The organism is Amycolatopsis sp. ATCC 39116, assembly GCF_000231075.2.
Taxonomy (GTDB): domain Bacteria; phylum Actinomycetota; class Actinomycetes; order Mycobacteriales; family Pseudonocardiaceae; genus Amycolatopsis_E; species Amycolatopsis_E tucumanensis.
Map to the genome: position 1 here is coordinate 1 of NZ_AFWY03000020.1, position 23116 is coordinate 23116.

At 72.2% G+C, this 23116-nt stretch carries 22 protein-coding genes; 6 read left to right on the forward strand and 16 right to left on the reverse strand.

Features of this window, described 5'->3' with window-relative positions; translation table 11 throughout:
* The first annotated feature begins 185 nt into the window (after positions 1-185).
* A complete protein-coding gene (locus AMY39116_RS0320900) occupies positions 186-1013 on the forward strand; it encodes a LysR family transcriptional regulator (protein ID WP_020419585.1) in 828 nt (275 codons plus the stop codon).
* Here AMY39116_RS0320900 and AMY39116_RS0320905 read toward each other — a convergent pair.
* The 4 genes from AMY39116_RS0320905 to AMY39116_RS0320920 all read right to left on the reverse strand — a co-directional run bounded on the left by AMY39116_RS0320905 (position 995) and on the right by AMY39116_RS0320920 (position 5895).
* Positions 995-1759, reverse strand: coding sequence for an SDR family oxidoreductase (locus AMY39116_RS0320905; protein WP_020419586.1), 765 nt, complete (start codon positions 1757-1759; stop codon positions 995-997). The two genes, AMY39116_RS0320900 and AMY39116_RS0320905, sit on opposite strands and share 19 nt — an antisense overlap.
* A gap of 80 nt (positions 1760-1839) precedes the next feature.
* On the reverse strand, positions 1840-4659 hold the full coding sequence (locus AMY39116_RS0320910) for a vitamin B12-dependent ribonucleotide reductase (protein WP_020419587.1): 2820 nt from the start codon (positions 4657-4659) through the stop codon (positions 1840-1842).
* Positions 4660-4688: 29 nt separating this feature from the next.
* The gene (gene nrdR, locus AMY39116_RS0320915) at positions 4689-5171 is read right to left on the reverse strand and encodes a transcriptional regulator NrdR (protein WP_027936105.1); all 483 of its coding nucleotides are present in this window, start codon (positions 5169-5171) and stop codon (positions 4689-4691) included.
* A gap of 259 nt (positions 5172-5430) precedes the next feature.
* Positions 5431-5895, reverse strand: coding sequence for a LysM peptidoglycan-binding domain-containing protein (locus AMY39116_RS0320920; protein WP_020419589.1), 465 nt, complete (start codon positions 5893-5895; stop codon positions 5431-5433).
* A 246-nt stretch (positions 5896-6141) separates the two neighbouring features.
* Here AMY39116_RS0320920 and lexA point away from each other — a divergent pair, with 246 nt between their 5' ends.
* Positions 6142-6843 carry a transcriptional repressor LexA gene (gene lexA / locus AMY39116_RS0320925; RefSeq protein ID WP_017983913.1) on the forward strand — a complete coding sequence of 234 codons (702 nt, stop codon included), beginning with the start codon at positions 6142-6144 and terminating at the stop codon, positions 6841-6843.
* 25 nt (positions 6844-6868) lie between these two features.
* On the opposite strand, the gene AMY39116_RS0320930 is transcribed toward lexA, so the two are convergent.
* The 3 genes from AMY39116_RS0320930 to AMY39116_RS0320940 all read right to left on the reverse strand — a co-directional run bounded on the left by AMY39116_RS0320930 (position 6869) and on the right by AMY39116_RS0320940 (position 9855).
* Positions 6869-7840 carry a hypothetical protein gene (locus tag AMY39116_RS0320930; RefSeq protein ID WP_020419590.1) on the reverse strand — a complete coding sequence of 324 codons (972 nt, stop codon included), beginning with the start codon at positions 7838-7840 and terminating at the stop codon, positions 6869-6871.
* Between the two features lie 76 nt (positions 7841-7916).
* Positions 7917-9356 (reverse strand): GTPase HflX, encoded by a 1440-nt coding sequence (gene hflX, locus AMY39116_RS0320935; RefSeq protein ID WP_020419591.1) that lies wholly within the window; start codon positions 9354-9356, stop codon positions 7917-7919.
* A 43-nt stretch (positions 9357-9399) separates the two neighbouring features.
* The gene (locus AMY39116_RS0320940; RefSeq protein ID WP_084506133.1) at positions 9400-9855 is read right to left on the reverse strand and encodes a transcriptional regulator; all 456 of its coding nucleotides are present in this window, start codon (positions 9853-9855) and stop codon (positions 9400-9402) included.
* Positions 9856-9958: 103 nt separating this feature from the next.
* On the opposite strand from AMY39116_RS0320940, the gene AMY39116_RS0320945 reads away from it, so the two are divergent.
* Entirely contained in the window at positions 9959-11278 is a 1320-nt protein-coding gene (locus tag AMY39116_RS0320945; RefSeq protein WP_020419593.1) for an MFS transporter, read from the forward strand.
* On the opposite strand, the gene dapF is transcribed toward AMY39116_RS0320945, so the two are convergent.
* The 3 genes from dapF to AMY39116_RS0320960 are packed head-to-tail and all read right to left on the reverse strand — an operon-like array spanning position 11184 to position 13606.
* A complete protein-coding gene (gene dapF, locus AMY39116_RS45570) occupies positions 11184-12017 on the reverse strand; it encodes a diaminopimelate epimerase (RefSeq protein WP_084506129.1) in 834 nt (277 codons plus the stop codon). The two genes, AMY39116_RS0320945 and dapF, sit on opposite strands and share 95 nt — an antisense overlap.
* 9 nt (positions 12018-12026) lie before the next feature.
* Positions 12027-12926, reverse strand: a complete 900-nt coding sequence (gene miaA, locus AMY39116_RS0320955; protein WP_020419595.1) for a tRNA (adenosine(37)-N6)-dimethylallyltransferase MiaA — start codon at positions 12924-12926, stop codon at positions 12027-12029.
* Positions 12923-13606 (reverse strand): class III extradiol dioxygenase subunit B-like domain-containing protein, encoded by a 684-nt coding sequence (locus AMY39116_RS0320960; RefSeq protein WP_020419596.1) that lies wholly within the window; start codon positions 13604-13606, stop codon positions 12923-12925. Before AMY39116_RS0320960 ends, miaA begins: the two co-directional genes overlap by 4 nt.
* A gap of 247 nt (positions 13607-13853) precedes the next feature.
* Between AMY39116_RS0320960 and AMY39116_RS0320965 the strand changes: the two genes are divergently transcribed.
* On the forward strand, positions 13854-15164 hold the full coding sequence (locus AMY39116_RS0320965) for a DUF349 domain-containing protein (protein WP_020419597.1): 1311 nt from the start codon (positions 13854-13856) through the stop codon (positions 15162-15164).
* A gap of 70 nt (positions 15165-15234) precedes the next feature.
* On the opposite strand, the gene AMY39116_RS0320970 is transcribed toward AMY39116_RS0320965, so the two are convergent.
* The gene (locus AMY39116_RS0320970; RefSeq protein WP_020419598.1) at positions 15235-16239 is read right to left on the reverse strand and encodes a hypothetical protein; all 1005 of its coding nucleotides are present in this window, start codon (positions 16237-16239) and stop codon (positions 15235-15237) included.
* A 62-nt stretch (positions 16240-16301) separates the two neighbouring features.
* Here AMY39116_RS0320970 and AMY39116_RS0320975 point away from each other — a divergent pair, with 62 nt between their 5' ends.
* Positions 16302-16880, forward strand: coding sequence for a TetR/AcrR family transcriptional regulator (locus AMY39116_RS0320975; RefSeq protein ID WP_020419599.1), 579 nt, complete (start codon positions 16302-16304; stop codon positions 16878-16880).
* Here AMY39116_RS0320975 and AMY39116_RS0320980 read toward each other — a convergent pair.
* Both AMY39116_RS0320980 and AMY39116_RS0320985 read right to left on the reverse strand, forming a co-directional pair.
* A complete protein-coding gene (locus AMY39116_RS0320980; protein WP_020419600.1) occupies positions 16853-17584 on the reverse strand; it encodes a DinB family protein in 732 nt (243 codons plus the stop codon). The genes AMY39116_RS0320975 and AMY39116_RS0320980 overlap by 28 nt on opposite strands.
* 4 nt (positions 17585-17588) lie before the next feature.
* A complete protein-coding gene (locus AMY39116_RS0320985) occupies positions 17589-18773 on the reverse strand; it encodes an MFS transporter (protein WP_051123576.1) in 1185 nt (394 codons plus the stop codon).
* 688 nt (positions 18774-19461) lie between these two features.
* On the opposite strand from AMY39116_RS0320985, the gene AMY39116_RS45575 reads away from it, so the two are divergent.
* Complete coding sequence (locus AMY39116_RS45575) at positions 19462-20457, forward strand: LysR family transcriptional regulator (protein ID WP_084506130.1); 996 nt, start codon at positions 19462-19464, stop codon at positions 20455-20457.
* On the opposite strand, the gene AMY39116_RS0320995 is transcribed toward AMY39116_RS45575, so the two are convergent.
* The 3 genes from AMY39116_RS0320995 to AMY39116_RS0321005 all read right to left on the reverse strand — a co-directional run bounded on the left by AMY39116_RS0320995 (position 20344) and on the right by AMY39116_RS0321005 (position 23005).
* The gene (locus tag AMY39116_RS0320995) at positions 20344-20805 is read right to left on the reverse strand and encodes a membrane protein (RefSeq protein ID WP_020419603.1); all 462 of its coding nucleotides are present in this window, start codon (positions 20803-20805) and stop codon (positions 20344-20346) included. The genes AMY39116_RS45575 and AMY39116_RS0320995 overlap by 114 nt on opposite strands.
* Positions 20802-22286: a tRNA (N6-isopentenyl adenosine(37)-C2)-methylthiotransferase MiaB gene (gene miaB, locus AMY39116_RS0321000; protein WP_020419604.1), complete on the reverse strand. Its 1485-nt coding sequence runs from the start codon at positions 22284-22286 to the stop codon at positions 20802-20804. Before miaB ends, AMY39116_RS0320995 begins: the two co-directional genes overlap by 4 nt.
* Before the next feature lie 482 nt (positions 22287-22768).
* Complete coding sequence (locus AMY39116_RS0321005) at positions 22769-23005, reverse strand: hypothetical protein (protein ID WP_020419605.1); 237 nt, start codon at positions 23003-23005, stop codon at positions 22769-22771.
* Positions 23006-23116 lie beyond the last annotated feature (111 nt).

The following is a 23116-nucleotide window of genomic DNA, read 5'->3' on the forward strand; positions in this document are numbered from 1 at the left end:
ATGCGGGTGCCCCGGCTCCGCGCCCACCCGACGCCGCACGGGCGCCCAGCTACGCCCTCACCCGGCGCCGCGCGGGCGCCCGACTGCACGCACGCCCGGCGCCGCGCGGGTGCCCCGGCAGCGCGCAGCCTCCTCCGCCGGCTGCGTTCGGTTTTTCCGAACACCTCCTGGCTAGAGTGGATCTCATGGAGTTGCGGCAGTTGCGGGCCTTCGTGGCGGTGGCGTCGGCCGGCTCGGTCACCGGTGCGGCCTCGCTGCTCGAGCTGTCGCCTGCGACGGTTTCGGAGCACGTGCGGTCGCTCGAGAGCTCGCTCGGGGTGGTGCTGTTCGAGCGCAAGCCGACCGGTATGGCACTCGCCGAGCGTGGGCGCCTGCTGCTGCCCGAGGCGCGGCGGCTGCTCGACCAGGCCGAGTCGATCCGGCGCCTGGTGAGCGACGAGCGCACCCGGTTCACCGTCGGCGCGCTGGAAACCCTCGTCGCCACGCGGCTGCCCGCCGTCGTCGCCCGGCTCGCGGATCGGCGGCCCGACGTCGACCTGGCGGTGCGGTCCCTGATGCGGCAACCGCTGCTGCGCGCGGTGGCGGACGGCTCGCTCGACGCGGGCCTGCTCCTCGACACCGGAACAGCGCTCGGCACACTGGGCTTCGACGGCGGCGACCTGTCCTTTGTGGACATCGAGACCGTGCGGCTGCACCTGGTCGCCCGCCCCGGGTACGACGGCGACGCCCTGCTGGTCACCCCGGACGGGTGCTCGTTCCGGATGGCCGCCGACCGGTTGCTGGGCACGGGCGGCAGGCGGCTGGAGTTCGACAGCGTGTCGACAATCCGGTCGTGGGTGGCGCAGGGCCTCGGCGTCGCGCTGCTGCCGGACTTCGCGGTCGGCGGCGACCTCGCGGACGGCACACTCGTCGCGCAGCCGATGGCGGATCCCGCCGAGCTGGCGTTGCGCGTGGTGTGGCGCACCGACCGCGAGGACGACCTGCGCGAGGTCCTCTACGCGATGGCGGCCTGAGCGGCCAGGAACTCCTCGAACGTGGTGCGGCCGGAGGTGTCCGGAGTCAGGTGGTGGCCGGCCCGGTAGGCGCGGGCGGTGGCGCCGGGGAGCGGGACCGGCACGAGCACGCGCCGGCGGCCCCGGTGGCGCAGGTAGCTCCGGGCCAGGTCGGCGAACTCCCGGACCTCGGGTCCGCCCATGTCCGGCGCCCGGCCGGCGGGGTCCTGGAGGGCGAGGTCCGCGAGGCGCGCGGCGACCTCGCTCGCGTCGACCGGCTGGAACCGGAACCGGGCGGGGTACAGGACGGCAGGCAGGCGGCGCTGGACCTCCACGATGCGGCACATCAGGTCGTGGAACTGCGTGGCACGCAGGATCGTCCACGGCAGCCCCGACCCGATGACCGCCTCCTCCGCGGCGAGCTTCGCGCGGTAGTACGGGAGCGGGACCCGGTCGACGCCCACGATCGAGATGAACACGACGTGCGGCGTGCCGTGGCGCCGCGCGATGTCGAGGAGCGTCCTCGTGGTGGCGACGTCCTTGCCGCCGAGCGTGGTCGCGCAGTGCACGATCACGTCCGCGCCCGCCACCGCCGCGTCGACGCCCTGCCGGGTGCGGAGGTCGCCGGTGCGCCAGGCGTAGGCCGTGCCGTCCGGCGCCGGACGACGGCTCAGCACCCGGACTTCCCGCTCCGGCGCGAGGAGACGTCGGGCAACGGCCCGGCCGAGAACACCGGTCCCGCCGGTGACGAGGATCGTTTCGCTCATGCTGAAAAGACTCGGCAGGCCGCCGAAACGTGACAGCGGCCGGGCGCGAAAGCACCCGGCCGCTGTGTCACATCGTCAGATCAGCTGCAGCCGGAGGTGGCGCCGCAGCCTTCGCAGGCGTAGCAGGAGCCCGCGGGGCGCATCTTCGTTCCGCAGGTCATGCACAGCGGCGCGTCGGCCGCCTTGCCGAGGTGCAGGTCCATCAGCTCGGCCGTGCTGTGCGCCGCCTGGGGCTGCTCCGCCGGCTCGGCCTTCGCGGGGCTCGAGTCGACCGTGCTGCGCAGCGCCTCCAGGTCGACCTGCTCGGCCGGCTGCGAACCGTAGCCCGTCTCCACCTGCGCGGCGCGCTCGGCAGCGGTGAAGATGCCCAGCTCGGCCCGCTTCTCGTACGGCAGGTAGTCCAGCGCGAGGCGGCGGAACAGGTAGTCCAGCACGCTGGTGGCGATCCGGATGTCCGGGTCGTCCGTCATGCCGGCCGGCTCGAAGCGCAGGTTCGAGAACTTCGAGACGTAGAACTCCAGCGGGATGCCGTACTGCAGGCCCACCGAGATCGACATCGAGAAGGCGTCCATGACACCCGCCAGCGTCGAACCCTGCTTGCCCAGCTTGACGAAGATCTCGCCCAGCCCGTCGTCGGGGTACGAACCGGCGTGCAGGTAGCCCTCCGCGCCGCCGACCGTGAAGGACAGGGTCTGGCTCGGGCGCTTCTTCGGCAGCCGCTTGCGGATCGGCTTGTACTCGACGACCTTCTCCGGCTCGACGTCGGCGGTCTCGGCCTTCTTCTTCGCGCTGGACAGCGGCTGGCCGACCTTGCAGTTGTCGCGGTAGATCGCCAGCGCCTTGAGGCCCAGCTTCCAGCCCTGGAAGTAGATCTCCTCGATCTCCTCGACCGTCGCCGTCTCCGGCATGTTGACCGTCTTGGAGATCGCGCCGGACAGGAACGGCTGCACCGCGGCCATCATGCGCACGTGGCCCATCGGGGCGATGGACCGCTCGCCGATGGCGCAGTCGTACACCTCGTAGTGCTCCGGGCGCAGGCCCGGCGCGTCGACGACGTGGCCGTGCTCGGCGATGTACTCGACGATCGCCTCGATCTGCTCGTCCTGGTAGCCCAGGGTCTTGAGCGAGCGCGGGATGGTCTGGTTGACGATCTGCATCGAGCCGCCGCCGACGAGCTTCTTGAACTTCACCAGCGAGAAGTCCGGCTCGATACCGGTGGTGTCGCAGTCCATCATGAAGCCGATGGTGCCGGTCGGGGCGAGCACGCTGGCCTGCGCGTTGCGCCAGCCGTTCTTCGCGCCGATCTCGATGCCCTTCTGCCACTCGCGGGTGGCCAGGTCGCGGATCGCCACGTCGTTGGTGTGCATCGTGCGGATCGCGTCGTTGGCCGCGGCGTGCTTGCGCATGACGCGCTGGTGCGCCTCGGCGTTGCGGCTGTAGCCCTCGTACGCGCCGACCACGCCGGCCATCTCGGCCGAGCGGCGGTAGGACGTGCCGGTCATCAGCGACGTGATGCTCGCGGCGAGCGCGCGGCCGCCGTCGGAGTCGTACGCGTGCCCGGTGGCCATCAGCAGCGCGCCCAGGTTGGCGTAGCCGATGCCAAGCTGGCGGAACTTGCGGGTGGTGTCGCCGATCGCTTCGGTCGGGAAGTCCGCGAAGCAGATCGAGATGTCCATCGCGGTGATGACGAACTCGACCGCCTTGACGAACAGCTCACCGTCGAACGTGCCGTCGTCCTTGAGGAACTTCAGCAGGTTCAGCGACGCCAGGTTGCAGCTGGAGTTGTCCAGGTGCATGTACTCGCTGCACGGGTTCGACGCGGTGATCCGGCCCGACTCGGGGCAGGTGTGCCAGTCGTTGATCGTGTCGTCGTACTGCAGGCCCGGGTCCGCGCACTCCCACGCCGCCTGCGCCATCGAGCGGAACAGCTTCCGCGCGTTCACGGTGTCGATGACCTCGCCGGTGAGGCGGGCGCGCAGCCCGAACTCGGCGTCGGACTCGACGGCGCGCATGAACTCGTCGCTGACGCGCACCGAGTTGTTGGCGTTCTGGTACTGCACCGACGTGATGTCGGCGCCGGAGAGGTCCATGTCGAAGCCCGCGTCGCGCAGGACGCGGATCTTCTCCTCCTCGCGCGCCTTGGTCTGGATGAACTCCTCGATGTCCGGGTGGTCGACGTCGAGGACGACCATCTTCGCCGCGCGCCGGGTGGCGCCACCGGACTTGATGGTGCCGGCGGAGGCGTCGGCGCCGCGCATGAAGGACACCGGGCCGGAGGCGGTGCCGCCCGAGGACAGCAGCTCCTTGGAGGACCGGATGCGGGAGAGGTTGATGCCCGCGCCGGACCCGCCGCGGAAGATCATCCCCTCTTCCTTGTACCAGTCGAGGATCGACTCCATCGTGTCGTCGACCGCGAGGATGAAGCAGGCGGAGACCTGCTGCTTGGAGGAGGTGCCGACGTTGAACCACACCGGGGAGTTGAAGCTGAAGACCTGGTGCAGCAGCATCCAGGTGAGCTCGTGCTCGAAGATCTCGGCGTCGGCGCCCGTCGCGAAGTAGCCGTGCTCGGTGCCCGCCTTCACGTAGGCGTGCACGACGCGGTCGATGAGCTGCTTGAGGCTGCGCTCGCGCTGCGGACTGCCCACCGCACCGCGGAAGTACTTGCTGGTGACGATGTTGGTCGCGTTCATCGACCAGAACTCGGGGAACTCGACGCCCCGCTGCTCGAAGTTGATCGACCCGTCACGCCAGTTGGTCATGACGACGTCGCGCTGCTCCCAGGCGACCTCGTCGTACGGGTGCACGCCCTCGGTCGTGAACACCCGGCTGATCTTCAGCCCCCGCTTGCCCCGCTTCGCCGACTTGCCGCTCGCCGTGCTCGCACCCACGGTCTCGGTCATCGATTCGTCCCTCCCGCCGCGCGCCGGGCTCATGCCCCGGCCGCGCTTTCGTCGCCGTGCTTGTCTGCCATGGCCTTGCGCAGGTCCGCGATCTCCTTCTCGAAGTCCTCGACCGAGGAGAAGGAGCGGTAGACGCTGGCGAACCGGAGGTAGGCGACCTCGTCGAGTTCCCGCAGCGGCCCGAGGATGGCGAGGCCGACCTCGTGACTCGGGATCTCGGCGACTCCGGCCGCGCGGATCGACTCCTCGACCCGCTGGGCGAGCTGCTGCAACGCGTCGTCGTCGACCGGCCTGCCCTGGCAGGCGCGGCGCACTCCCCGGACCACCTTGTCCCTGCTGAACTGCTCGGTGACCCCGGAACGCTTGACGACCGCCAGCACCATCGTCTCGGACGTGGTGAACCGGCGACCGCAGGCCGAGCAGGACCGCCTGCGGCGGATGGCCTGCCCCTCGTCCACTTCCCGCGAGTCGACGACCCGGGAGTCGGCGTGACGGCAGAACGGGCAACGCACTTTCCGAACACCTTCCCCTCTCGTCCCGCGGGCGACATCCACCCCGGCCCGCACCGCCACGCTACGGCTCGAACCTGGTGATCAACATGTGGATATCCGGTGGGTGAACACCCACCGCCTGTGGACAACTCGTCCTCAGTCTACCCCAACTTGTGGACCAACTACAGCCATGTAACTACTAGATATAGCGGTGGACCTTAGAACGCGCGCAGGCGGGGCGCAAGCGACACGAGCGAGTGATGAGGTATGGCGACGGCCTTCAGGAGCCCGTGATCACGGAGGCGGATTCGACCGGCACGGTGAGCAACAGACCCGGCACGACCGACTCGGCCGGCAGGTGGTTCAGCTCCTCGATGCGCTCGACCACGGCGCCCGTGTCGCTCCCCGGCGCGTACTGCCGCGCCAGATCCCACAGCGTCTCCCCCGGCGCGACCGCGACGGTGGCCGTCCGCTCCGGGACGTCCGGCGCGAACGACCCGGCGAAAACACCCAACCCGGTGACGGCGAGCGCGATGGCGACCCCGACCGCGCCGAGCCACGGCCACCGCGGCGCGATCCGGCGCGGGCAGGCGGCGACCGGACCGGGACGGCGGCCGGCGACCACCCGCGCCCGCGTCGGCGGACGGCGCACCTCGGGGCGACGCGGCCGCACCGGCACGCGCCCGCCCGCGCTCTCCTCCGGCGCGCGCCGGACCAGCCACTCCTCAAGCGTCAGCACCGACATGGCGGAACCTCCTCGCAGATCCGCGACCCGCGACGAGCGCGCCGCCGGTCGAACAACCGTTCTATCGAACCTCCGTGCGAATGTGTACCACCCGGGTACGACAAAATCGAGCGCGCCCCGGCGTGTCGTCGAACAGTTGTTTGATGTTTGCTGTCGGGTGCACTACTGTGGGTGACCAGCAGAGGCGGACAGCGCCGGTCGCGCGGGTGCGCGGTCCCGGCCGCTCCAGAGCTGGGAGGCAGCACGGTGTCGGAAGAGACGGGCGAGACGATCCGCAGGCCAGGCGGCCGGTTCGGGGACGTGCATCCCCTCCCCGACCCCGAGGACGTCGAAGAGGGTCTCAGCCCCCGCCAGCAGCAGATCCTCGAAGTCATCAAGGCGTGGATCGACCGCTTCGGCTACCCGCCCAGCGTCCGCGAGATCGGCGAGGCGGTCGGGCTCACCTCCACCTCGTCGGTGTCGCACCAGCTGCGTTCGCTGCAGCGCAAGGGTTACCTGCGCCGCGACGCCAACCGTCCCCGCGCCGTGGGCGTGCTGACCGCGCAGGCCGAGGCCGAGACCACGCCGCTGCCGAAGCCCGCGTACGTGCCCCTGGTCGGCCGCATCGCCGCCGGTGGCCCGGTGCTGGCCGAGCAGTCCATCGAAGAGGTCTTCCCGCTGCCGAAGGACATCGTCGGCGAGGGCGAGGTCTTCCTGCTCAGCGTCACCGGCGACTCGATGGTCGACGCCGCCATCACCGACGGCGACTGGGTGGTCGTGCGCCAGCAGCCGACGGCGAACAACGGCGAGATCGTGGCCGCGATGATCGACGGCGAGGCCACGGTGAAGACGTTCAAGCAGAAGGACGGCCACGTGTGGCTGATGCCGCACAACGAGGCCTACGACCCGATCCCGGGTGACGAGGCGACCATTCTCGGCAAGGTCGTGGCGGTCATCCGCCGTCTCTAGCCGATCGTTCGGTCGTTCGAAACGATCAGCCGGACCGCTTCCGCAGCTTCGTCCAGGCGAACACCACGCCGCCCGCGACGACGACGGCCAGCAGCAGGCCGGGCACCGTGTCCACGCCGCCCTGGCCGGACGACCCGCCGGCCGCCTCCCCGCCGGAACCCGCGGACTGGCCGCCCTCCTCGGCGCTGTCCGCCACCAGGGCCGCCGCACCGCGCACCGCGCGGATCGGGCCGGCACCCTCGGACGCCGACAACAGCGTGCCGTCCGGGTCGAAGGCGATCGCCTCCCCCTGCTGCTCGTCGGGCAGCGGCACACGCACCGGCTCGCGCTGCAGCGCGGCCGCCACGTCCCGGTCGGGGGCCGGGAACAGGTAGGCGTCGGTGTAGGTCCGCAACGCGACGACCTTGCCGTCCGCGCTCACGGCGCCCCCGGTGACCAGCACGGAGCCGAACCCCGCGACCGGTCCGCCCGGCGTGTCCGTGGACTTGATGTTGATCGACCCGACCCGCTCCAGCGGCGTCGGGCCCGGGCTCGCCAGCGGCTTCGCCGGCCGGTAGATCCCCGCCTCGCCCAGCGGGTTCTTGGTGACCAGGTAGGGCGTTCCCGACGCGTCGAGCAGCAGCGCCTCCGCGTCGTGCGGCCCGTCGGGGTAGGTCAGGCGGTAGAGCGTCACCTTGCCCTGCGGCGTCACGGCCAGCAGGGCGATGGTCTCGCGTTGTTTGCGGTTGTCGCCGGTGTCGGCGAGCCAGAACGTGCCGTCCGCGGCACGCGCGAGGTCCTCGACGTCGTACGGGTCGGTCGAGCCGGAGATGACCCGCTGCACCGCGCAGTCCCGGCCCAGCACGAAGATCTGCACCTTCGTGCCGCCATCGTTGATCGCGTACCACCGCGAACCGTCGCTCACCAGGCCGGACAGCTCGCCGAGGCGTTTGTCCGTCACCGAGCACACCGGTTCCGGGGCCTGCGCCGCGTGCGCCGGCCCCGCCAGCCCCAGCAAGACGAGGACTGACAGGACCGGCGCCAGCGCAGCTCTGCGGAAACTCCCATGGCTCACTGGAGCCACGGTACCGATCTCAGGCCGGTGATCCGTTCACGGCGTACGCCTCCAGCGCGGATGCCACGTCCGGGCGAACCCGGGCGCTCAGGCGGGTGCCCTCCGCGAGGTGCTCCTCGGTGAGGACCTCCCCCTCGGAGTGCACGCGCGCCACCAGCTCACCGCGGGTGTACGGCACGAGCGCGTCCACGACCACGTCAGGCCGCGGCAGCCGCTCGGCCAGCGCCTCCAGCAGCTCCGGGACGCCCTCGCCGGTCTTGGCCGACACCACGATCGCGCCCGGCAGCAGGTGCCGGAGGCGGACCAGCGACAGCTCGTCGGCCGCGTCCGCCTTGTTGATCACGATCAGCTCCGGCGGCAGCGGGCTCTCGTGGCTCTTGGTGATCTCGGCGAGCACCTGGCGCACCGCGTTGACCTGCTCCTCCGGCGCCGGGTCGGACCCGTCCACGACGTGCAGCAGCAGGTCCGCGTCGGCCGTCTCGTCCAGCGTCGAGCGGAACGCGTCGACCAGCTGGTGCGGCAGGTGCCGCACGAACCCGACGGTGTCGGTCAGCGTGAACGTGCGCCCGTCCGGGGTGGCCGCCCGCCGGGTGGTCGGGTCCAGGGTGGCGAACAACGCGTTCTCCACCAGCACACCGGCTCCGGTGATGGCGTTGAGCAGGCTCGACTTGCCGGCGTTGGTGTAGCCGACGATCGCGACGCTGGGCACCTCGTTGGCCACGCGGCGGCCCCGCTTGGTCGCCCGGATGGTGTCCATCGCGGCGATCTCGCGGCGCAGCTTCGCCACGCGCTTGTTGATGCGCCGCCGGTCGGTCTCCAGCTTCGTCTCACCGGGACCACGCAGGCCCACACCGCCGTTCGCGCCACCGGCGCGGCCACCGGCCTGCCGGGACAGCGACTCACCCCAGCCCCGCAGCCGCGGGATGAGGTACTGCAGCTGGGCCAGCTCGACCTGCGCCTTGCCTTCGCGCGAGCGCGCGTGCTGGGCGAAGATGTCGAGGATCAGCGCGGTCCGGTCGATCACCTTGACCTTGAGCCGCTCCTCCAGCTGGCGCAGCTGGCCGGGCGAGAGCTCACCGTCGCAGATGACCGTGTCGGCCCCGGTGGCGACGACGATGTCGAACAGCTCGCGCACCTTGCCCGAGCCGATGTAGGTGGCCGGGTCGGGCTTGGAGCGGCGCTGCACGAGACCTTCGAGCACTTCGGAACCGGCGGTCTCGGCCAGGCGTGCGAGTTCGGCGAGCGAAGCCTCGGACTGCTCCGCGGTGCCCTCGGTCCACACACCGACCAGGACCACGCGCTCGAGGCGGAGTTTCCGGTACTCGACCTCGGTGATGTCCGACAGCTCGGTCGACAGGCCGGCGACGCGGCGCAGGGACGCGCGCTCCGACAGTTCCAGGTCACCCGTCGACGGGTCTGCGGTGATGTCTTCGAGGTCTGTGTAGGTCAGTTCTGTCATCGTCCTTCCATGGTCCCACGATTCGCGGGATTGTCCGAATCCTTTAGCGGCTCGGGTACACCGCCACGTAGATCGCGAACTGCTCGGCGCCCTCCGGCGTGGAGCGGTTCTTGAACTCGTCCAGCAGGTCGGCCAGCCGCTGTTCGAACTCTCGCCTGGCCTCGGCGTCCACCCGCACCACCAGCCGCGACTGGTCCAGTTCGCCGCGGTCCAGCTCGGCGATCTCGGCCAGGTAGGCCTCCAGCATCGCCTCGGACAACGCCTCGTCGCCCTCGCCGGACAGGTCCCAGGACTTGCCGGTGGACAGGTACGGGATCTCCTTCGCGCCGCGGTTGCCGCGGCGGGCGGGTTGCGGAGCCAGGAATCCGGTGTCGACCAGCTTTCGCACGTGGTGCAGAGTGGTGGCCGGGTCGCGGCCGAGGCGCTGCGCGATTTCCTTGTTCGTCAACGCCTCCGCATAGGTCAACCGGATGATGCGCAGGCGTATTCCCGAGGCCAGGGCGGCTGCCTCGGCCTCGCTCGCGGGGCGGCGGTCTCGCACCGGCCCAGCGTAGTCGGACGAAGTGATTGACGGATTCCAATCACTGCGTCACCCTATCGGGGTGCCGCGACGCGACTCCCTCTGGTTCCACCCCGGGTTCCGGCTGCTGTGGGCGGGCGACACGGTCAGCCAGGCCGGCACGTTCGTGGGCATCACCGTGCTGCCGCTGCTGGCCGCGACCGTGCTGTCCGCGACGCCCGGCGAGATGGGCCTGCTCACCGCGGCCGAGAACGCCGCCTTCCTGCTGATCGGGCTGCCAGCCGGGGTGTGGGTGGACCGGATGAAGCGGCGTCCGCTGATGCTGCGCGCCGACTTCGCGCGCGCGGCGCTGTTGCTGACGATCCCGCTGGCGTGGTGGACCGGCTGGCTGACCCTGACCCAGCTGGTCGTGGTCGCGTTGCTGGTCAGCGTCGGGACGGTGTTCTTCGACGTCGCCTACCAGTCCTACCTGCCGTCCCTGGTCGGGCGGGAGCACCTGGTGGAGGGCAACGCGAAGCTGCAGGCCAGCCAGTCGGTCGCGCAGGTGGTCGGGCCGGGGCTCGGCGGCGGGCTGACCCAGCTGTTCGGCGCGGCCAACGCGGTGCTCGCGACCGGGGTGGGCTACGTCGCGTCCGGGCTGTTCCTGCTGCGCATCCGCACGCCCGAACCGGAGCCGGAACCGCACGACGGCACGCCCCTGCGCGCGCAGATCGCCGAGGGCCTGCGGTTCGTGTTCGGCAACCCGGCGCTGCGCGCGATCGTGCTGTGCACCGCGAGCGGCAACTTCGCCGGCACGATCGTGATCTCGATGCAGGTCCTGTTCCTCACCAGGGACCTCGGCCTGAGCCCGTCCGGCGTCGGCCTGGTGCTCGCCGTCGCCAGCGCCGGCGGGATCCTGGGCGCGCTCACCGCCGGGTTCTGGACCAGGGTGATCGGGCAGGCCAGGGCGATCTGGCTGGTGCCGATGACCACCTGGCCGCTCCAGCTGCTGCTGCCGCTGTCCCAGCCGGGCTGGTCGGTGGCGCTGGGCGTGCTGGGGATGGTGGCCAGCGGCTACGGCATCGTGGTCTACAACGTCGCGCAGGTCAGCTACCGGCAGGCGATCTGCCCGGACCGGCTGATGGGCCGCATGAACGCGACCGTGCGGTTCGTGGTGTGGGGCACCATGCCGCTCGGCGGACTGGCCGGCGGCCTGCTCGGCGAGCTGATCGGCGTCCGGTCCACCGTGTGGGCCGGGTGCGCGCTCATGGCGGTGACGATGCTGCCGGTGCTGTTCTCCCCGTTGCGGCGGATGCGCGACCTGCCGGTCAGCCCGCCCGCTCCCACCACTGCGGATCCAGCTGACCCCGCGCCACGAACTCCGCCGGGCCCGTCAGCGTCGACGCCCCCCGCTCCACGGTGACCTGGACGCGGCCGCCGGGGATGTCCACAGCGGACTTCCCGGTGTCGGTGCCTGCCAGGTGCAGCGCGGCCGCGACCGCGGCGACCGTGCCGGTGCCGCACGCGCGGGTCTCGCCCACTCCCCGTTCGTACACCCGCATCTTCAGGCGCTGCTCGCCGAGCGGGTTGACGAACTCCAGGTTGACGCCGTCGGGGAAGAAGTCGCTGTCGTAGCGGGGCGCGCGAGTGAGGTCCAGCTCGTCGATGTCGTCGTCCACAATGGACACCAAGTGCGGGTTGCCCACGTTCACCGCGACACCGGAGAAGTTGTGCCCGTCCACGATGGCGACCGAGGCGCCGGTGATCGCGACCGGCCCCATCTGCGTGGTCACCGAGAGATCCTCGTGCACCACCACCTGCCGGTCGCCCGCCCTGGTGCCGATCACGAACTCGCGCCCGGACACCAAGCCCGCTTCGACGAGGTACCGCGCGAACACCCGCGTGCCGTTGCCGCACATCTCGGCGATCGACCCGTCGGCGTTGCGGTAGTCCATGAACCACTCCCCCGCCGAATCGGCCGCGGCGGGCAGGTCCAGAGCCTCCTTGCGCACCACGCGGAGGACGCCGTCGGCACCGAGCCCGCGCTGCCGGTCGCACAGCGCGGCGACCCGGCTCGCCGTCAGGTCCAGCCGGGCGTCGGGGTCGGGGAGCACCACGAAGTCGTTCTGGGTGCCATGCCCCTTGAGGAACTCGATAACCACACGATCAGACTACTGGGCCACCACGGAGAGCACCCGCTCGGCCACGTCAAGATCGGCTCCGTCGAACCACCGGATCCGCGCGTCCCGGCGGAACCAGGATCGTTGCCTGCGAACGAATCGGCGCGTCGCCTGCTTCGTCGCCTCGGCCGCGGCGGCGAAGTCCCCGCCGCCGTCCAGTTCGGCGAGCACCTGCTGGTAGCCCAGCGCGCGGGACGCCGTCTTGCCCTCCCGGAGCCCGCGCTCCACCAGCGAGCGCACCTCGTCGACCAAGCCCGCCGCGAACATGCGGTCCACGCGCAGCTCCACGCGCCGGTCGAGGTCCTCGGTGTCCCGGTCGATCCCGATCATCACGGTGCCGTACCGCGCGGGGCCGGGACGCGGCATGTTCGCGGAGAACGGCTGTCCGGTGATCTCGATGACCTCCAGCGCGCGGACGATCCGGCGCGTGTTGGTCGGCAGGATCGCGGTGGCCGCGGCGGGATCGAGCGTGGTGAGGCGGCTGTGCAGGGCCGCGGCGCCGACCTCGGCGGCCTCGGCCTCCAGCCGCGCCCGCACGGCCGGGTCGGTGCCCGGGAAGCGGAGGTCGTCGAGGACGGCCTGCACGTAGAGGCCGGATCCGCCGGTCAGCACGGGCACCTTGCCCTCGGCCAGCAGGCGCTCGATGACCGCGCGGGCGTCGCGCTGGTAGGCGGCGACGGACGCGGTCTCGGTGACGTCGAGGACGTCGAGCAGGTGGTGCGGCACGCCGCGACGCTCCGCCGCGGAGACCTTGGCGGTGCCGATGTCCATGCCGCGGTAGAGCTGCAGGGCGTCGGCGTTGACCACCTCGCCGCCGACCGCGCGGGCGATCGTGATGGCGAGTTCGGACTTGCCGGTGGCGGTGGGGCCGACGACGGCGATCGGGTTCACCCGCGCTCCCACACCGCGACGTGGTAGCCGACGCCGAACGGCGCCGCGGAGTAGAGCAGTTCGGCGCGCCAGTCGTCGCCGGCGCCCGCCAGCACCTGCCACGGCGCGCGGCCGCCCGCGCCGAGTTCGGCGGCCAGCCCGGGGTCGAGCGCCCGCAGCGCGGCCGTGTCGGCGGTGGCGAGCGCGCGGGCGACCGCGTCGTCGAAGGCGGGGGCGCGCTCGTCTTCGCTGCCCGGGGACTTGGGGCCGTGCCGGTTCGAGCCGTCGCCGAGCACGAGCAGGCCGGTCCGGTCGCCGTGGGCGAGGAGCTTGCCGAGGCGCTCGCACTCGGCCGGATCGCCGTCCACGAGGTGCACCCGCACCGAATCCGCGCCCGCCTGCTCGCGCAGCCAGCCCGCGACGAGGGCGGGCAGCGGGAGTTCGGCCGGGGTCGCGGGCGCCGCGCTCAACGAGACCGGAACGTCGGCTCCGTATCCGCGGAACGACCCGGACGTGGCGGGCTCGATGACCCGTTCGTGGTCACCGGCGCCGACCGCGACCCACTCCCGGGTCACCGCGGCGAGGCGCTCCACCGCCGTGCGGCAGGCCGCGCGCAACGCCTCCAGCTCGGCGTTCGCACCCGGGGACAGCGCGGGCACGAGCAACGGGGGCTGCGGTACCACCACGGCTTGCACGATCACACCCGTCGAGGTTACCGGCAGCCACTCTCGGGCAACCCGCGACCACGGAGAGCAGCGAGATCGACGATCACAGCGATCCCACGCGGCCCGGAAGTAGAATCACCCGCTCCGACCCCCCAACCGAGTACCACGAGCGGCGCTGAACTGCTTGAATGCGGCCAGAGGGAACGAGACCCGCATGACCCGGCCCCGCCCGCCAGCGGGGCGCCCGCCACATGGCGGGCCGACAGGCGATAAGGAGCCTGCGATGTCCGACGAGAACACCGGCACCCCGGCACCCCACCAGGTGCCCCACGGCCACACGCCCGCCGCCGGTCACGGCGCGCCGGTCCCGCCGGCCGAGCCGCACCCCTCCCGCTGGGGCCGGGTGGACGACGAGGGCAACGTCTACGTCCGGACCGCGGACGGGGAACGCGCCGTCGGCGTGTGGCAGGCCGGCTCGCCGGAGGAGGGGCTGCTGCACTACGCGCGGCGCTTCGACGACCTGCGCACCGAGGTCGAGCTGCTCGGCACCCGGCTGTCGTCCGGCGCGGGCGACCCGAAGCACGCGCTCGCCACCGCGACGCAGCTGCGGGAGAGCCTGCCGACGGCGGCGGTGGTCGGCGACCTCGCGGCGCTGTCGGCGCGGATCGACCAGATCGTCGCGCACGCCGAAACCGCGCTGGCGGCGGCGAAGCAGGAGCGCGAGGAGGCCCGCGCGGCCGCGGTCGGGCGCAAGCAGGCTCTGGCCGAAGAAGCCGAGAAGATCGCCGCGGAGTCGGTGCAGTGGAAGGCCGCGGGCGACCGGCTGCGCGCGATCCTCGACGAGTGGAAGACGATCAAGGGCGTCGACCGCAAGACCGACGACGAGCTCTGGAAGCGCTTCTCCAAGGCGCGGGAGGCGTTCAACCGGCGCCGCGGCTCGCACTTCGCCGAGCTGGACAAGCAGCGCGCGGCGGCCAAGGCCCGCAAGGAGGAGCTGATCGCGGAGGCCGAGGCGCTCGCCGACTCGACCGACTGGGGCCCGACCGCGGGGCGTTACAAGGAGCTCATGACGGAGTGGAAGGCCGCGGGGCGGGCGCCCAAGGAGGCCGACGACGCGTTGTGGCAGCGCTTCCGCGCCGCGCAGGACGCGTTCTTCTCCCGCCGCTCGGCGACGTTCTCCGAGCGGGACGCCGAGTTCGCCGCGAACGCCACGCGCAAGGAGGAGCTGCTCGCCGAGGCCGAGAAGATCGACCCGGGCGCCAACCTCGACGCGGCGAAGGCGCAGCTGCGGCGGATCCAGGAGCAGTGGGACGAGATCGGCAAGGTGCCGCGGGAGCGGATCCGCGAGCTGGACGGCCGGCTCAAGGCGGTCCAGGACCGGATCCGCGAGGTCGAAGACAGCCAGTGGCGCCGCAGCGACCCGGAGGCCCAGGCGCGGGCCGCGCAGTTCCGCGAGCGGGTCGAGCAGTTCGAGGCGCAGGCCGCGAAGGCCCGCGCCGCCGGCGACGAGCGGCGCGCCAAGAAGGCCGAGGAGCAGGCGGCCCAGTGGCGCGAGTGGATGCAGGCGGCGGAGCAGGCGGTCGCGGACCGCTGAGGTTTTCGGTTCGCTGAGGTTTCGGTTCGGGTGGCGGCCCCTTCCCGGTGCGGGGAGGGGCCGCCGTCGTTCAGTGGTCCCGGTAGTACTCGCCGATCGCCGTGAACGCGGCCTTCGGCTCCCACGGCAGCTCGCGTCCGTCGCGGTCCTCGAACACCTTCACCACCCCGTAGCTGGCCAGGTCCAGGTCCTCCCGCGGGTCGCCGCCGGGGCGGTGCACGTGGTCGTACAGCGCGAAGGTGAACACGAACGTGCTGTCCACGCCCGCGGCGTCGAACGTCTCCAGCAGTTCGCGCACGTACGCGGCCTGCCCCTGCTCGTCGCGCTCGTACTCGCCGTTCAGCCGGACCGGGCCGCGGTCCTCGTCGTACTCCACCGCGTCCAGCGCGCTCGCCCCCAGGTCGCCCGCGCCGCGGTAGGTCGCCGAGCCGAACTCGGTGATCGCGACGGGCTTGCCCTGCCCGACGAGGGCCCGGACCCCGTCGGCGAAGCGGTCGGCGATCTCGGCCGTCCGGTACAGGTCCACCGAGACGAAGTCGAACAGCGCCCAGTCGACGCGCTCCAGTTGCACGGACGCGTAGGTCACCCGGCCACCGAACCGCTCCCGCACGACGGCGACCGCCTCGGCGAGGAAATCCCCCACCCGGGAACCGAGTTCCGGGATCCGGTCGCGGTTGTCCATCAGGAACGCGATCCGCTCCCGGATGCCGTCGCCGGGCAGGAAACCCTTGTTCATCAGGCTCAGCTCGGCCCCGGCCACGAACACGACCTCGGCTCCCCGCCGTCTGATCCGCTCGGCGCGCTCGGCGCAGTCCGCGAACAGCTTCAGCGTCTCCTCTTCGGTCAGTTCCAACGGGTACGGCGAGAACCAGACCTCCAGCCCCAGCTCGGCCGCGCACGTGGCGGCCACCTCCAGCCGCTCGGGGTCTCCGCCCATGATCCGCACCGCGGTGCAGTGCAGGTCGTCGCGGATGGTCCGCAGCTCGCGCTGGACCTCCTCCGGCTCGAACCGGCTCCGCGAGAACTTCCCGTTCTGCAGGAAGCCGGTGTCATAGCTGATGCCCTTGGCTCGCATGTCCATCTCCTCAAATAGGGTACTGGCCGTACCTTAACATAGATAAGGTACTGTGCGTACCCATGGAGCCGTCCCGGACCCGCAGGCGGGGAGCCGAGCTGGAGGACGCGATCCTCCAGGCGGCGGCGGACGAACTGACCGAGTCCGGGTTCGCCGCGCTGACCATGGACAAGGTCGCCGCACGCGCGGGCACCAACAAGAACGCCCTGTACCGCCGCTGGCCGAACCGGCTGCCCCTCGGGGTCGCCGCCTACCAGCGGCTCACGAGATCCGTGCCGGTGCCGGACACCGGCAACCTCCGCGACGACGCCCTCGCGCTGCTGCGTGGCGCGAACCGGCACTGGAGCTCGCCGCTCGGCGCGATCCTGCGCGAGCTGATCGCCGCGGCCGGGGGCGCGTCGGAACTCTTGGGACAACTGCAGGACCCGGCGGAGGACGCGGCCGCGCCGTGGCTGACGATCCTGGAACGGGCCGTCGAACGCGGTGAGGTGTCACCGGCCGCGCTGCACTCCCGCGTCGCCACGGTGGCGATCGTGTTGCTGCGCAACGAGTTCATGGTGCGGGGCGTGCCCACCGCGCCGGACGAGGTGCTGGTCGAGATCGTCGACGAGGTCTACCTGCCGCTGGTGCGGTCGAAGTGACCCTCCAGCACCGCGAGGTCGCGCACGGCGTAGCGGCGGTGCTCGCACTCCTCGTTCATCACGACGCGCAGGCACTTCCCCACCGGCTGCGGCTCCTCGGGGTAGCCGGGCGCGGGTGAGCGGTGGCAGGGCCGGGACAGCTCCTCGTCGGTCAGGCCGTCGACGATCCGCCGCACGAGCGCCATCCGGTCCGTGCGGACTGCCAGTACTTCGTCGAGCGAGGGCCGCGCGCCGGTGTCGACGCCGAGCAGCTTCTCCGGGTCCGGGTAGGACGTCTGCGGCAGGGCCAGCGGGTGGTAGGGCATCGGCTCGTCGAGGATCGTGCGGCTCACCCAGGCATCGGTCGCGAACACCAGGTGCCGCAGGGTTTCCACGAACGACCACTCGCCGTCGACACGTTCGTGCAGCGCCTCCTCCGGCAGCCGGCGCGCGCGGGCCACGGTGTCCGCCCACAGCGATTCGAGGATGTCCCAACCGGCGCAGAAGTCCGCGGGGCCGTCCATCGCCCGCAGCTGGGTCCGCTCGGGGTGGCGGCGGTCGAGCTCGGCCTCCACGTAGTCCGTCACGTCCACGTCGTTGACCACGAACCGCGCCAGGTCGCCCGAGATGGACACGTCCCACAGGCGCGAGTCGACGATCTTCAGGCGGGTCAGGTCGCAGGCGCGGAAGGTGGAGCCGGTGAGGTCGGTGTCGGCGATGTCCACCCGGTCATGATTGCGCTGTCCGGTGCCGCAGCGCCACGCCCGCGCCGGTCAGGAACGCCAGCGCCGCCGCGCACCCGAGGATCACCGGGGGTGTCGTGACCTGCGTGAGCAGCGCGAACACGTACGGCGCGCAGAAGCCGACGTAGGTCAGCGCCCACCACACCGAGGCCAGGCGGGCCAGGCCCTCGGGCGGGGCGATGCGGGCGATCTCGGTGAGGCCGAAGGTGACGCACAGCCCGTACCCGCAGCCGAGTGCCGCGTCGGCCAGCAACGCGACGGCGGGTTGCGCGGACACAGCGGCGGCGAGGCCGAGGAGCATCCCGGTGCCGACCGCGGCGAGCCCGATCAGCGCGGGCAGCAGGATCGCGCGTGCGGCGAGCCTTCTGCCGACCGGCTGGATCAGCAGCCCGCCCCCCAGCACGACGGCGATCGCGACGCCCGCGAAGACCGTCTCGGCGTCGCCGAGGCGCGACTCCACCAGCGACGGCAGCACGGCGAACCCGGTCGCGGGCGCGGCGAACACCCACGGCGCCACCGGGACGACCATCCGCCGGAAGCGCGGGTCGCGGATGCCGGTCACGCGCTTGCCGGGCTGCGTCCGGGGCGCGGTCTCGGGCACCTTGAGGGCCGCGACGAGGACGACCGCGGACAGCGCGAGGTGCGGCAGGTAGGCGACGTCCAGCGGCGCCCACTGCGCGATCAGCGCCGCGACCAGCCCGCCGATCCCGAAACCGGCGGAGAGGAACAGGCTGGCCCGGCGCGCCCCGGTCCCCTCGACCGCGTCGTCGTGCGGCGGGTGGGAGAGCTCCTTGACCCAGGCACTGCCCGCCGCGAGGACCGCCCCCATGGCGAACCCTGAGGCGAAGCGCCCCACGCCCAGCCACGGCACGCCCACTTCGCCGAGCAGCAACGCGCCGGTCGCGAGCACCGAGAGGACGACCGCGCCGAGCACCACGGGCCGCCGACCGTAGCGGTCCGCGCCGGGGCCACCGAGCAGCAGACCGGGCACGAGGCCGAGGACGTAGATCGCGAAGAGACCGGTCACGGTCGGCGCGGAGAGCCCCATCTCACGCCGGTAGGCCCCGAGCAGCGGCGAGAACTGGTTGGCGCCCCACCCCACGGCGGTGATCAACCAGGCGGCCCGCGGCCAGGCCCGCCAGGTCGCGGGCCGCACGGCACACTCCGTCATACCCCGGTTCTAACCCGCACCGCTTCGGAGGGAGCGGGGTGTTCACGATTTCCGAACGGTTCTGCGGGGGCCGGGCGGCCTGGTGGCTGCTGCGGGTGGCCGCACTGGCTGCCGCGGGCGCCGCGGCGCCTGCCGCAGGCGGGCGTGGGTGGGGCGAAGCGGCGGCTGCCGCCCGCAGCGCGTGGCGGCGGGCAGCACGTGCCTACGGCAGCGGATGGCAACCGCACGCAGCACGTGCGGCCGCGCGTGGTGAGGGGCAGCGGGTGGTGAGGGGTAGTGCGATGGCTGCGGCAAGCGGCGCGGTGCTGCCGCAGGCAGCGGTAGCCGTCACGGGTGGCAGTGGGGGTGGCAGCGGTGGCCGTCGCGGGTGGCTGTGGGGGTGGCGCGGTGCTGCCGCAGGCAGCGGTGGCCGTCACGGGTGGCAGCGGGTGGATGCAAGGGTGGCGCCGTGCTGCCGCAGGCAGCGGTAGCCGTCGCGGGTGGCAGCGGTGACTGTGAGGGGTGGCGCGATGGCTGCCGCAGGCGGCACGTGGCTACCGCAGGCACCGTTCCGGACGGCCGCCGGGGCCTCGCGGGCGTTGCTTGGGGGCGGCTGCAACCGCCGGCGTCGGCCATGGAAGCGGGGGACGGCAACCGCGGGTGGTAGATCACCTTGGCGTACCTCGCGCCGTGGGCTTACCGTCGGGGCGTGGACCTGCGCCGCCTTGCCTCGTTTCTGGCGGTGGCCGAAGAAGGGCACTTCGGCCGGGCCGCGGCGCGCCTCTTCCTCTCCCCGCCGGCCGTGACCGCCCACGTCCAGCAGCTCGAGCGCGAGCTGGGCGTGCCGCTGTTCGAGCGCGCCCCGGTGCGGCTCACCCCGGCCGGGCACCGCTTCCTGGGCCACGCCCGCGGCCTGGTCGACGCGGCCAACGCCGCCATCACCGACATGGCGGACCTCGCCGAGCACACCGACACCCTGCGCGTCGGCGTGATGGGGCACGGCTCGGCCGAGCTGACCCCGGCCGTCATCGCCGCGTTCCGGCACCTCCGGCCGCACGTGCGCCTCACCCTGGAGGCCCTCACCTTCACCGAGCACACCAGCGCACTGCTCGAACACCGCGTCGACGTGGCCTTCGTCCGGCCCGCGGTCACCGACGAGCGCATCACCGTCGACGTGCTCACCACGGAGGCCCGCATCGTCGTCATCCCGGCGCACTCCGAACTGGCCGCCGCCGACGAACTCCGCCTCGCCGACGTCCTGGACCTGCCGTTCGTCGCGCTGCCGCCGCACACGCCGCGGCCGTTCACGGACTACCTGTACTTCACCGAGGCCCGCGGCGGCGAGGCCCCACGCCCGGGACCGGACCACGCGGTCACCCCGCAGGAGGTGCTGATGAGCGTCGCGGCCGGGCGGGGCGCCGGTTCGGCCCTCAGCTCGTTCGCGCGCTTCTACCGCTGGCCCGGCACGGTGTGCGTGCCGGTCGTGGACGCGCCGTGGGACCACAGCGTGCTCGCCACCCGCACCGGTGACCGCGACCCGCACGTGCAGCTGTTCCGCGGCCTCGCCCGGTCGCTGGCCCCGCGGTTCGCCTCAGGTGCGGGACCAGGCGGTGCGCATCCACTGGGCGGCCAGCAGGATGGTCGCGACCAGCGCGATCACCATGCCGATGCCGGGGCCGCGCCCGGTGGCGCCGTTGGCGACTGAGGACTGCTGCGACCAGATCGCCAGCAGCCCGTCCACCGAGGCGAACCAGCCGCCCATCGCGCACACCCAGGACAGCCACCAGCGGCGCGTCATCAGCGTCAGCGCGGAGGCCAGCACGCCGATCACCGTGGACGTGACCGCGAACAGCTGCGGGATGCCGCCGCCCTGCCCGAGCAGCACCTGCCAGCCCACGTGCGGGCCGACCCACGGCAGCAGCTGCCCCACCAGCAACACGAACACCAGCACCGCGATGACGAACCCGCGGCGGCCCAGCTCGACGGTGCGGGAGGCCTTGGTGACGACCTCGTCGACGTCGGTGCCCAACCGGTCGTAGTCGCTCTCGCTCACAGCCCGCACCCGCCCGTCGTCACCGGCTGGGGCGCCGGGCGGCCGAACGAGGGCAGCCCGAGGCTGACCCCGTCGGTCTTGGGCCGGCGGCCCGCCTCCACGTTGTCACCGGCGCGGGTGCGCCGGTGCGTAAGCAGGTCACCGTCGGCGACGAGGTGGTGCGGCGCGCCGTAGGTGACCACGGTTTCGACCACGTCACCCGGCCGCACGGACCCGTCGATGGCGGACCCGGTCGGCGTGAAGTGCACCAGCCTGCCGTCGCGGGCGCGCCCGCTCATCCGCCGGGTCTCGGTGTCCTTGCGGCCCTCGCCCTCGGCGACCAGCAGCTCGACCTTGCGCCCGACCAGCTTCTTGTTCTCGTCCCAGGCGATCTCGTTGACCAGCTCGACGAGCCGGTCGTAGCGCTCCTGCACGACCTGCTTGGGCAGCTGGTCCGGCAGCTCGGCGGCCGGGGTGCCGGGGCGCTTGGAGTACTGGAAGGTGAACGCGCTGGAGAACCGGGCCTCGCGCACGACGTCGAGCGTGGCCTGGAAGTCCTCTTCGGTCTCGCCGGGGAACCCGACGATGATGTCGGTGGTGATGGCCGCGTCCGGGATCCGGTCGCGCACCTTGTCCAGAATGGACAGGAACCGGCTCGACCGGTAGGAGCGGCGCATCTCGCGCAGGACCCGGTCCGAACCGGACTGCAGCGGCATGTGCAGCTGCGGGCAGACGTTCGGGGTCTCGGCCATCGCGTCGATGACGTCGTCGGTGAACGCGGCCGGGTGCGGCGAGGTGAACCGGACCCGCTCCAGGCCGTCGATGCCGCCGCAGGCGCGCAGCAGCTTCGAGAAGGCGTCCCGCTCGCCGAACTCGACGCCGTAGGAGTTGACGTTCTGCCCGAGCAGCGTCACTTCCAGCACGCCCTCGGCGACGAGCGCCTCGACCTCGGCCAGGACCTCGCCTGGCCGCCGGTCGCGCTCCTTGCCGCGCAGCGACGGCACGATGCAGAAGGTGCAGGTGTTGTTGCAGCCCACGGAGATCGAGACCCAGCCCGAGTAGGCCGACTCGCGCCGCGCGGGCAGCGTCGAGGGGAACGTCTCCAGCGACTCGAGGATCTCCACCTCGGCCTCGGCGTTGTGCCGGGCGCGCTCCAGCAGCACCGGCAGGGCGCCGATGTTGTGGGTGCCGAACACGACGTCCACCCACGGCGCGCGCTTGACGATCTCGCCGCGGTCCTTCTGGGCGAGGCAGCCGCCGACGGCGATCTGCAGGTCCGGGTTGGCGTCCTTGGCCGGGCGCAGGTGCCCGAGGGTGCCGTAGAGCTTGTTGTCCGCGTTCTCGCGCACCGCGCACGTGTTGAACACGACGAGGTCGGGCGCGTCGTCGGCGCCGGCCGGAACGTAGCCCGCCTCCTCCAGCTGGCCCGCGAGCCGCTCGGAGTCGTGCACGTTCATCTGGCAGCCGAACGTGCGGATCTGGTAGGTTTTGCCACCGTTCATCGGGCACCGTGTTCGCTGGTAAGACAAGCCATGACGGTTACCAGCGTAACTCTTCGGGGTTGCCCGCCTTCGCGCGCGTCAGCGTTCTTGCTTCCGGCGGCGGAGCCGCCGCACCACCTGCGCAGCCGGCACCGCCCCGGGTTTGAGCCGGCGCCGCCGCGCGGAGCGCGTCCGTTGAGGGTGGTGGTGGGCGACGCAGATGGAGGCCGCCGCGCGCAGCGCGTCCGTTGAGGGTGGTGGTGGGCGACGGGTGGGCGGTTCCTGGCGAGGACAGCGCCGACGCGGTGGTTCACACTGCCGCGCGGAGCGCGTCCGTCAGGGGTGGTGGCCGGGCCGGCGGGTGGGAATTCATGCGGAGGCGATCCCACAGCCAGGGGCCGCCTGGAATCGAGGCCGCCGCGCGCAGCGTGTCCGTTGAGGCTGGTGGCGGCCAGACGGGAGGGGCCACCACCCGCACCGCCACGCAGGGCGTGTGGACAGGCCTAAGTTCGCAGCGCTACGTACCAGCCTTCGGGGATCGGGCCGGGCAGCAGGTCCGGGATGAACGTGCAGATGTGGCCCGGCCAGGACGGGAGCTGCGACTGGCAGTCCGCCTGCGTCGGGTACGGGCCGGCTTTCAGGCTGACCCCGTCGGCGTGCGCGGCGGGCGCGGCGAGCGTGCACAGCCCCGCGCCGAGCACGAGCGCGGCGGCCGTCTTGCGGAGGTTGCGTGCGGTCACGAACCGAGTATCGAACGTGACGACGCCGAGCGCAGCGGCGTGCCCCGTTCGAGCGAAGCGACCCCGTCCGAACTGCACCGCTCGCCTGACTACAGTTACCGGCACCCGGGG

Bases quoted from the DNA above. Each gene is read 5' to 3' on its own strand.
- AMY39116_RS0320900 (WP_020419585.1), top strand. From the start codon at position 186: ATGGAGTTGCGGCAGTTGCGGGCCTTCGTGGCGGTGGCGTCGGCCGGC.
- AMY39116_RS0320905 (WP_020419586.1), bottom strand. From the start codon at position 1,759: ATGAGCGAAACGATCCTCGTCACCGGCGGGACCGGTGTTCTCGGCCGG.
- AMY39116_RS0320910 (WP_020419587.1), bottom strand. From the start codon at position 4,659: ATGACCGAGACCGTGGGTGCGAGCACGGCGAGCGGCAAGTCGGCGAAG.
- AMY39116_RS0320920 (WP_020419589.1), bottom strand. From the start codon at position 5,895: ATGTCGGTGCTGACGCTTGAGGAGTGGCTGGTCCGGCGCGCGCCGGAG.
- hflX (WP_020419591.1), bottom strand. From the start codon at position 9,356: ATGACAGAACTGACCTACACAGACCTCGAAGACATCACCGCAGACCCG.
- AMY39116_RS0320965 (WP_020419597.1), top strand. From the start codon at position 13,854: ATGTCCGACGAGAACACCGGCACCCCGGCACCCCACCAGGTGCCCCAC.
- AMY39116_RS0320970 (WP_020419598.1), bottom strand. From the start codon at position 16,239: ATGCGAGCCAAGGGCATCAGCTATGACACCGGCTTCCTGCAGAACGGG.
- AMY39116_RS0320975 (WP_020419599.1), top strand. From the start codon at position 16,302: ATGGAGCCGTCCCGGACCCGCAGGCGGGGAGCCGAGCTGGAGGACGCG.
- AMY39116_RS0320985 (WP_051123576.1), bottom strand. From the start codon at position 18,773: ATGACGGAGTGTGCCGTGCGGCCCGCGACCTGGCGGGCCTGGCCGCGG.
- miaB (WP_020419604.1), bottom strand. From the start codon at position 22,286: ATGAACGGTGGCAAAACCTACCAGATCCGCACGTTCGGCTGCCAGATG.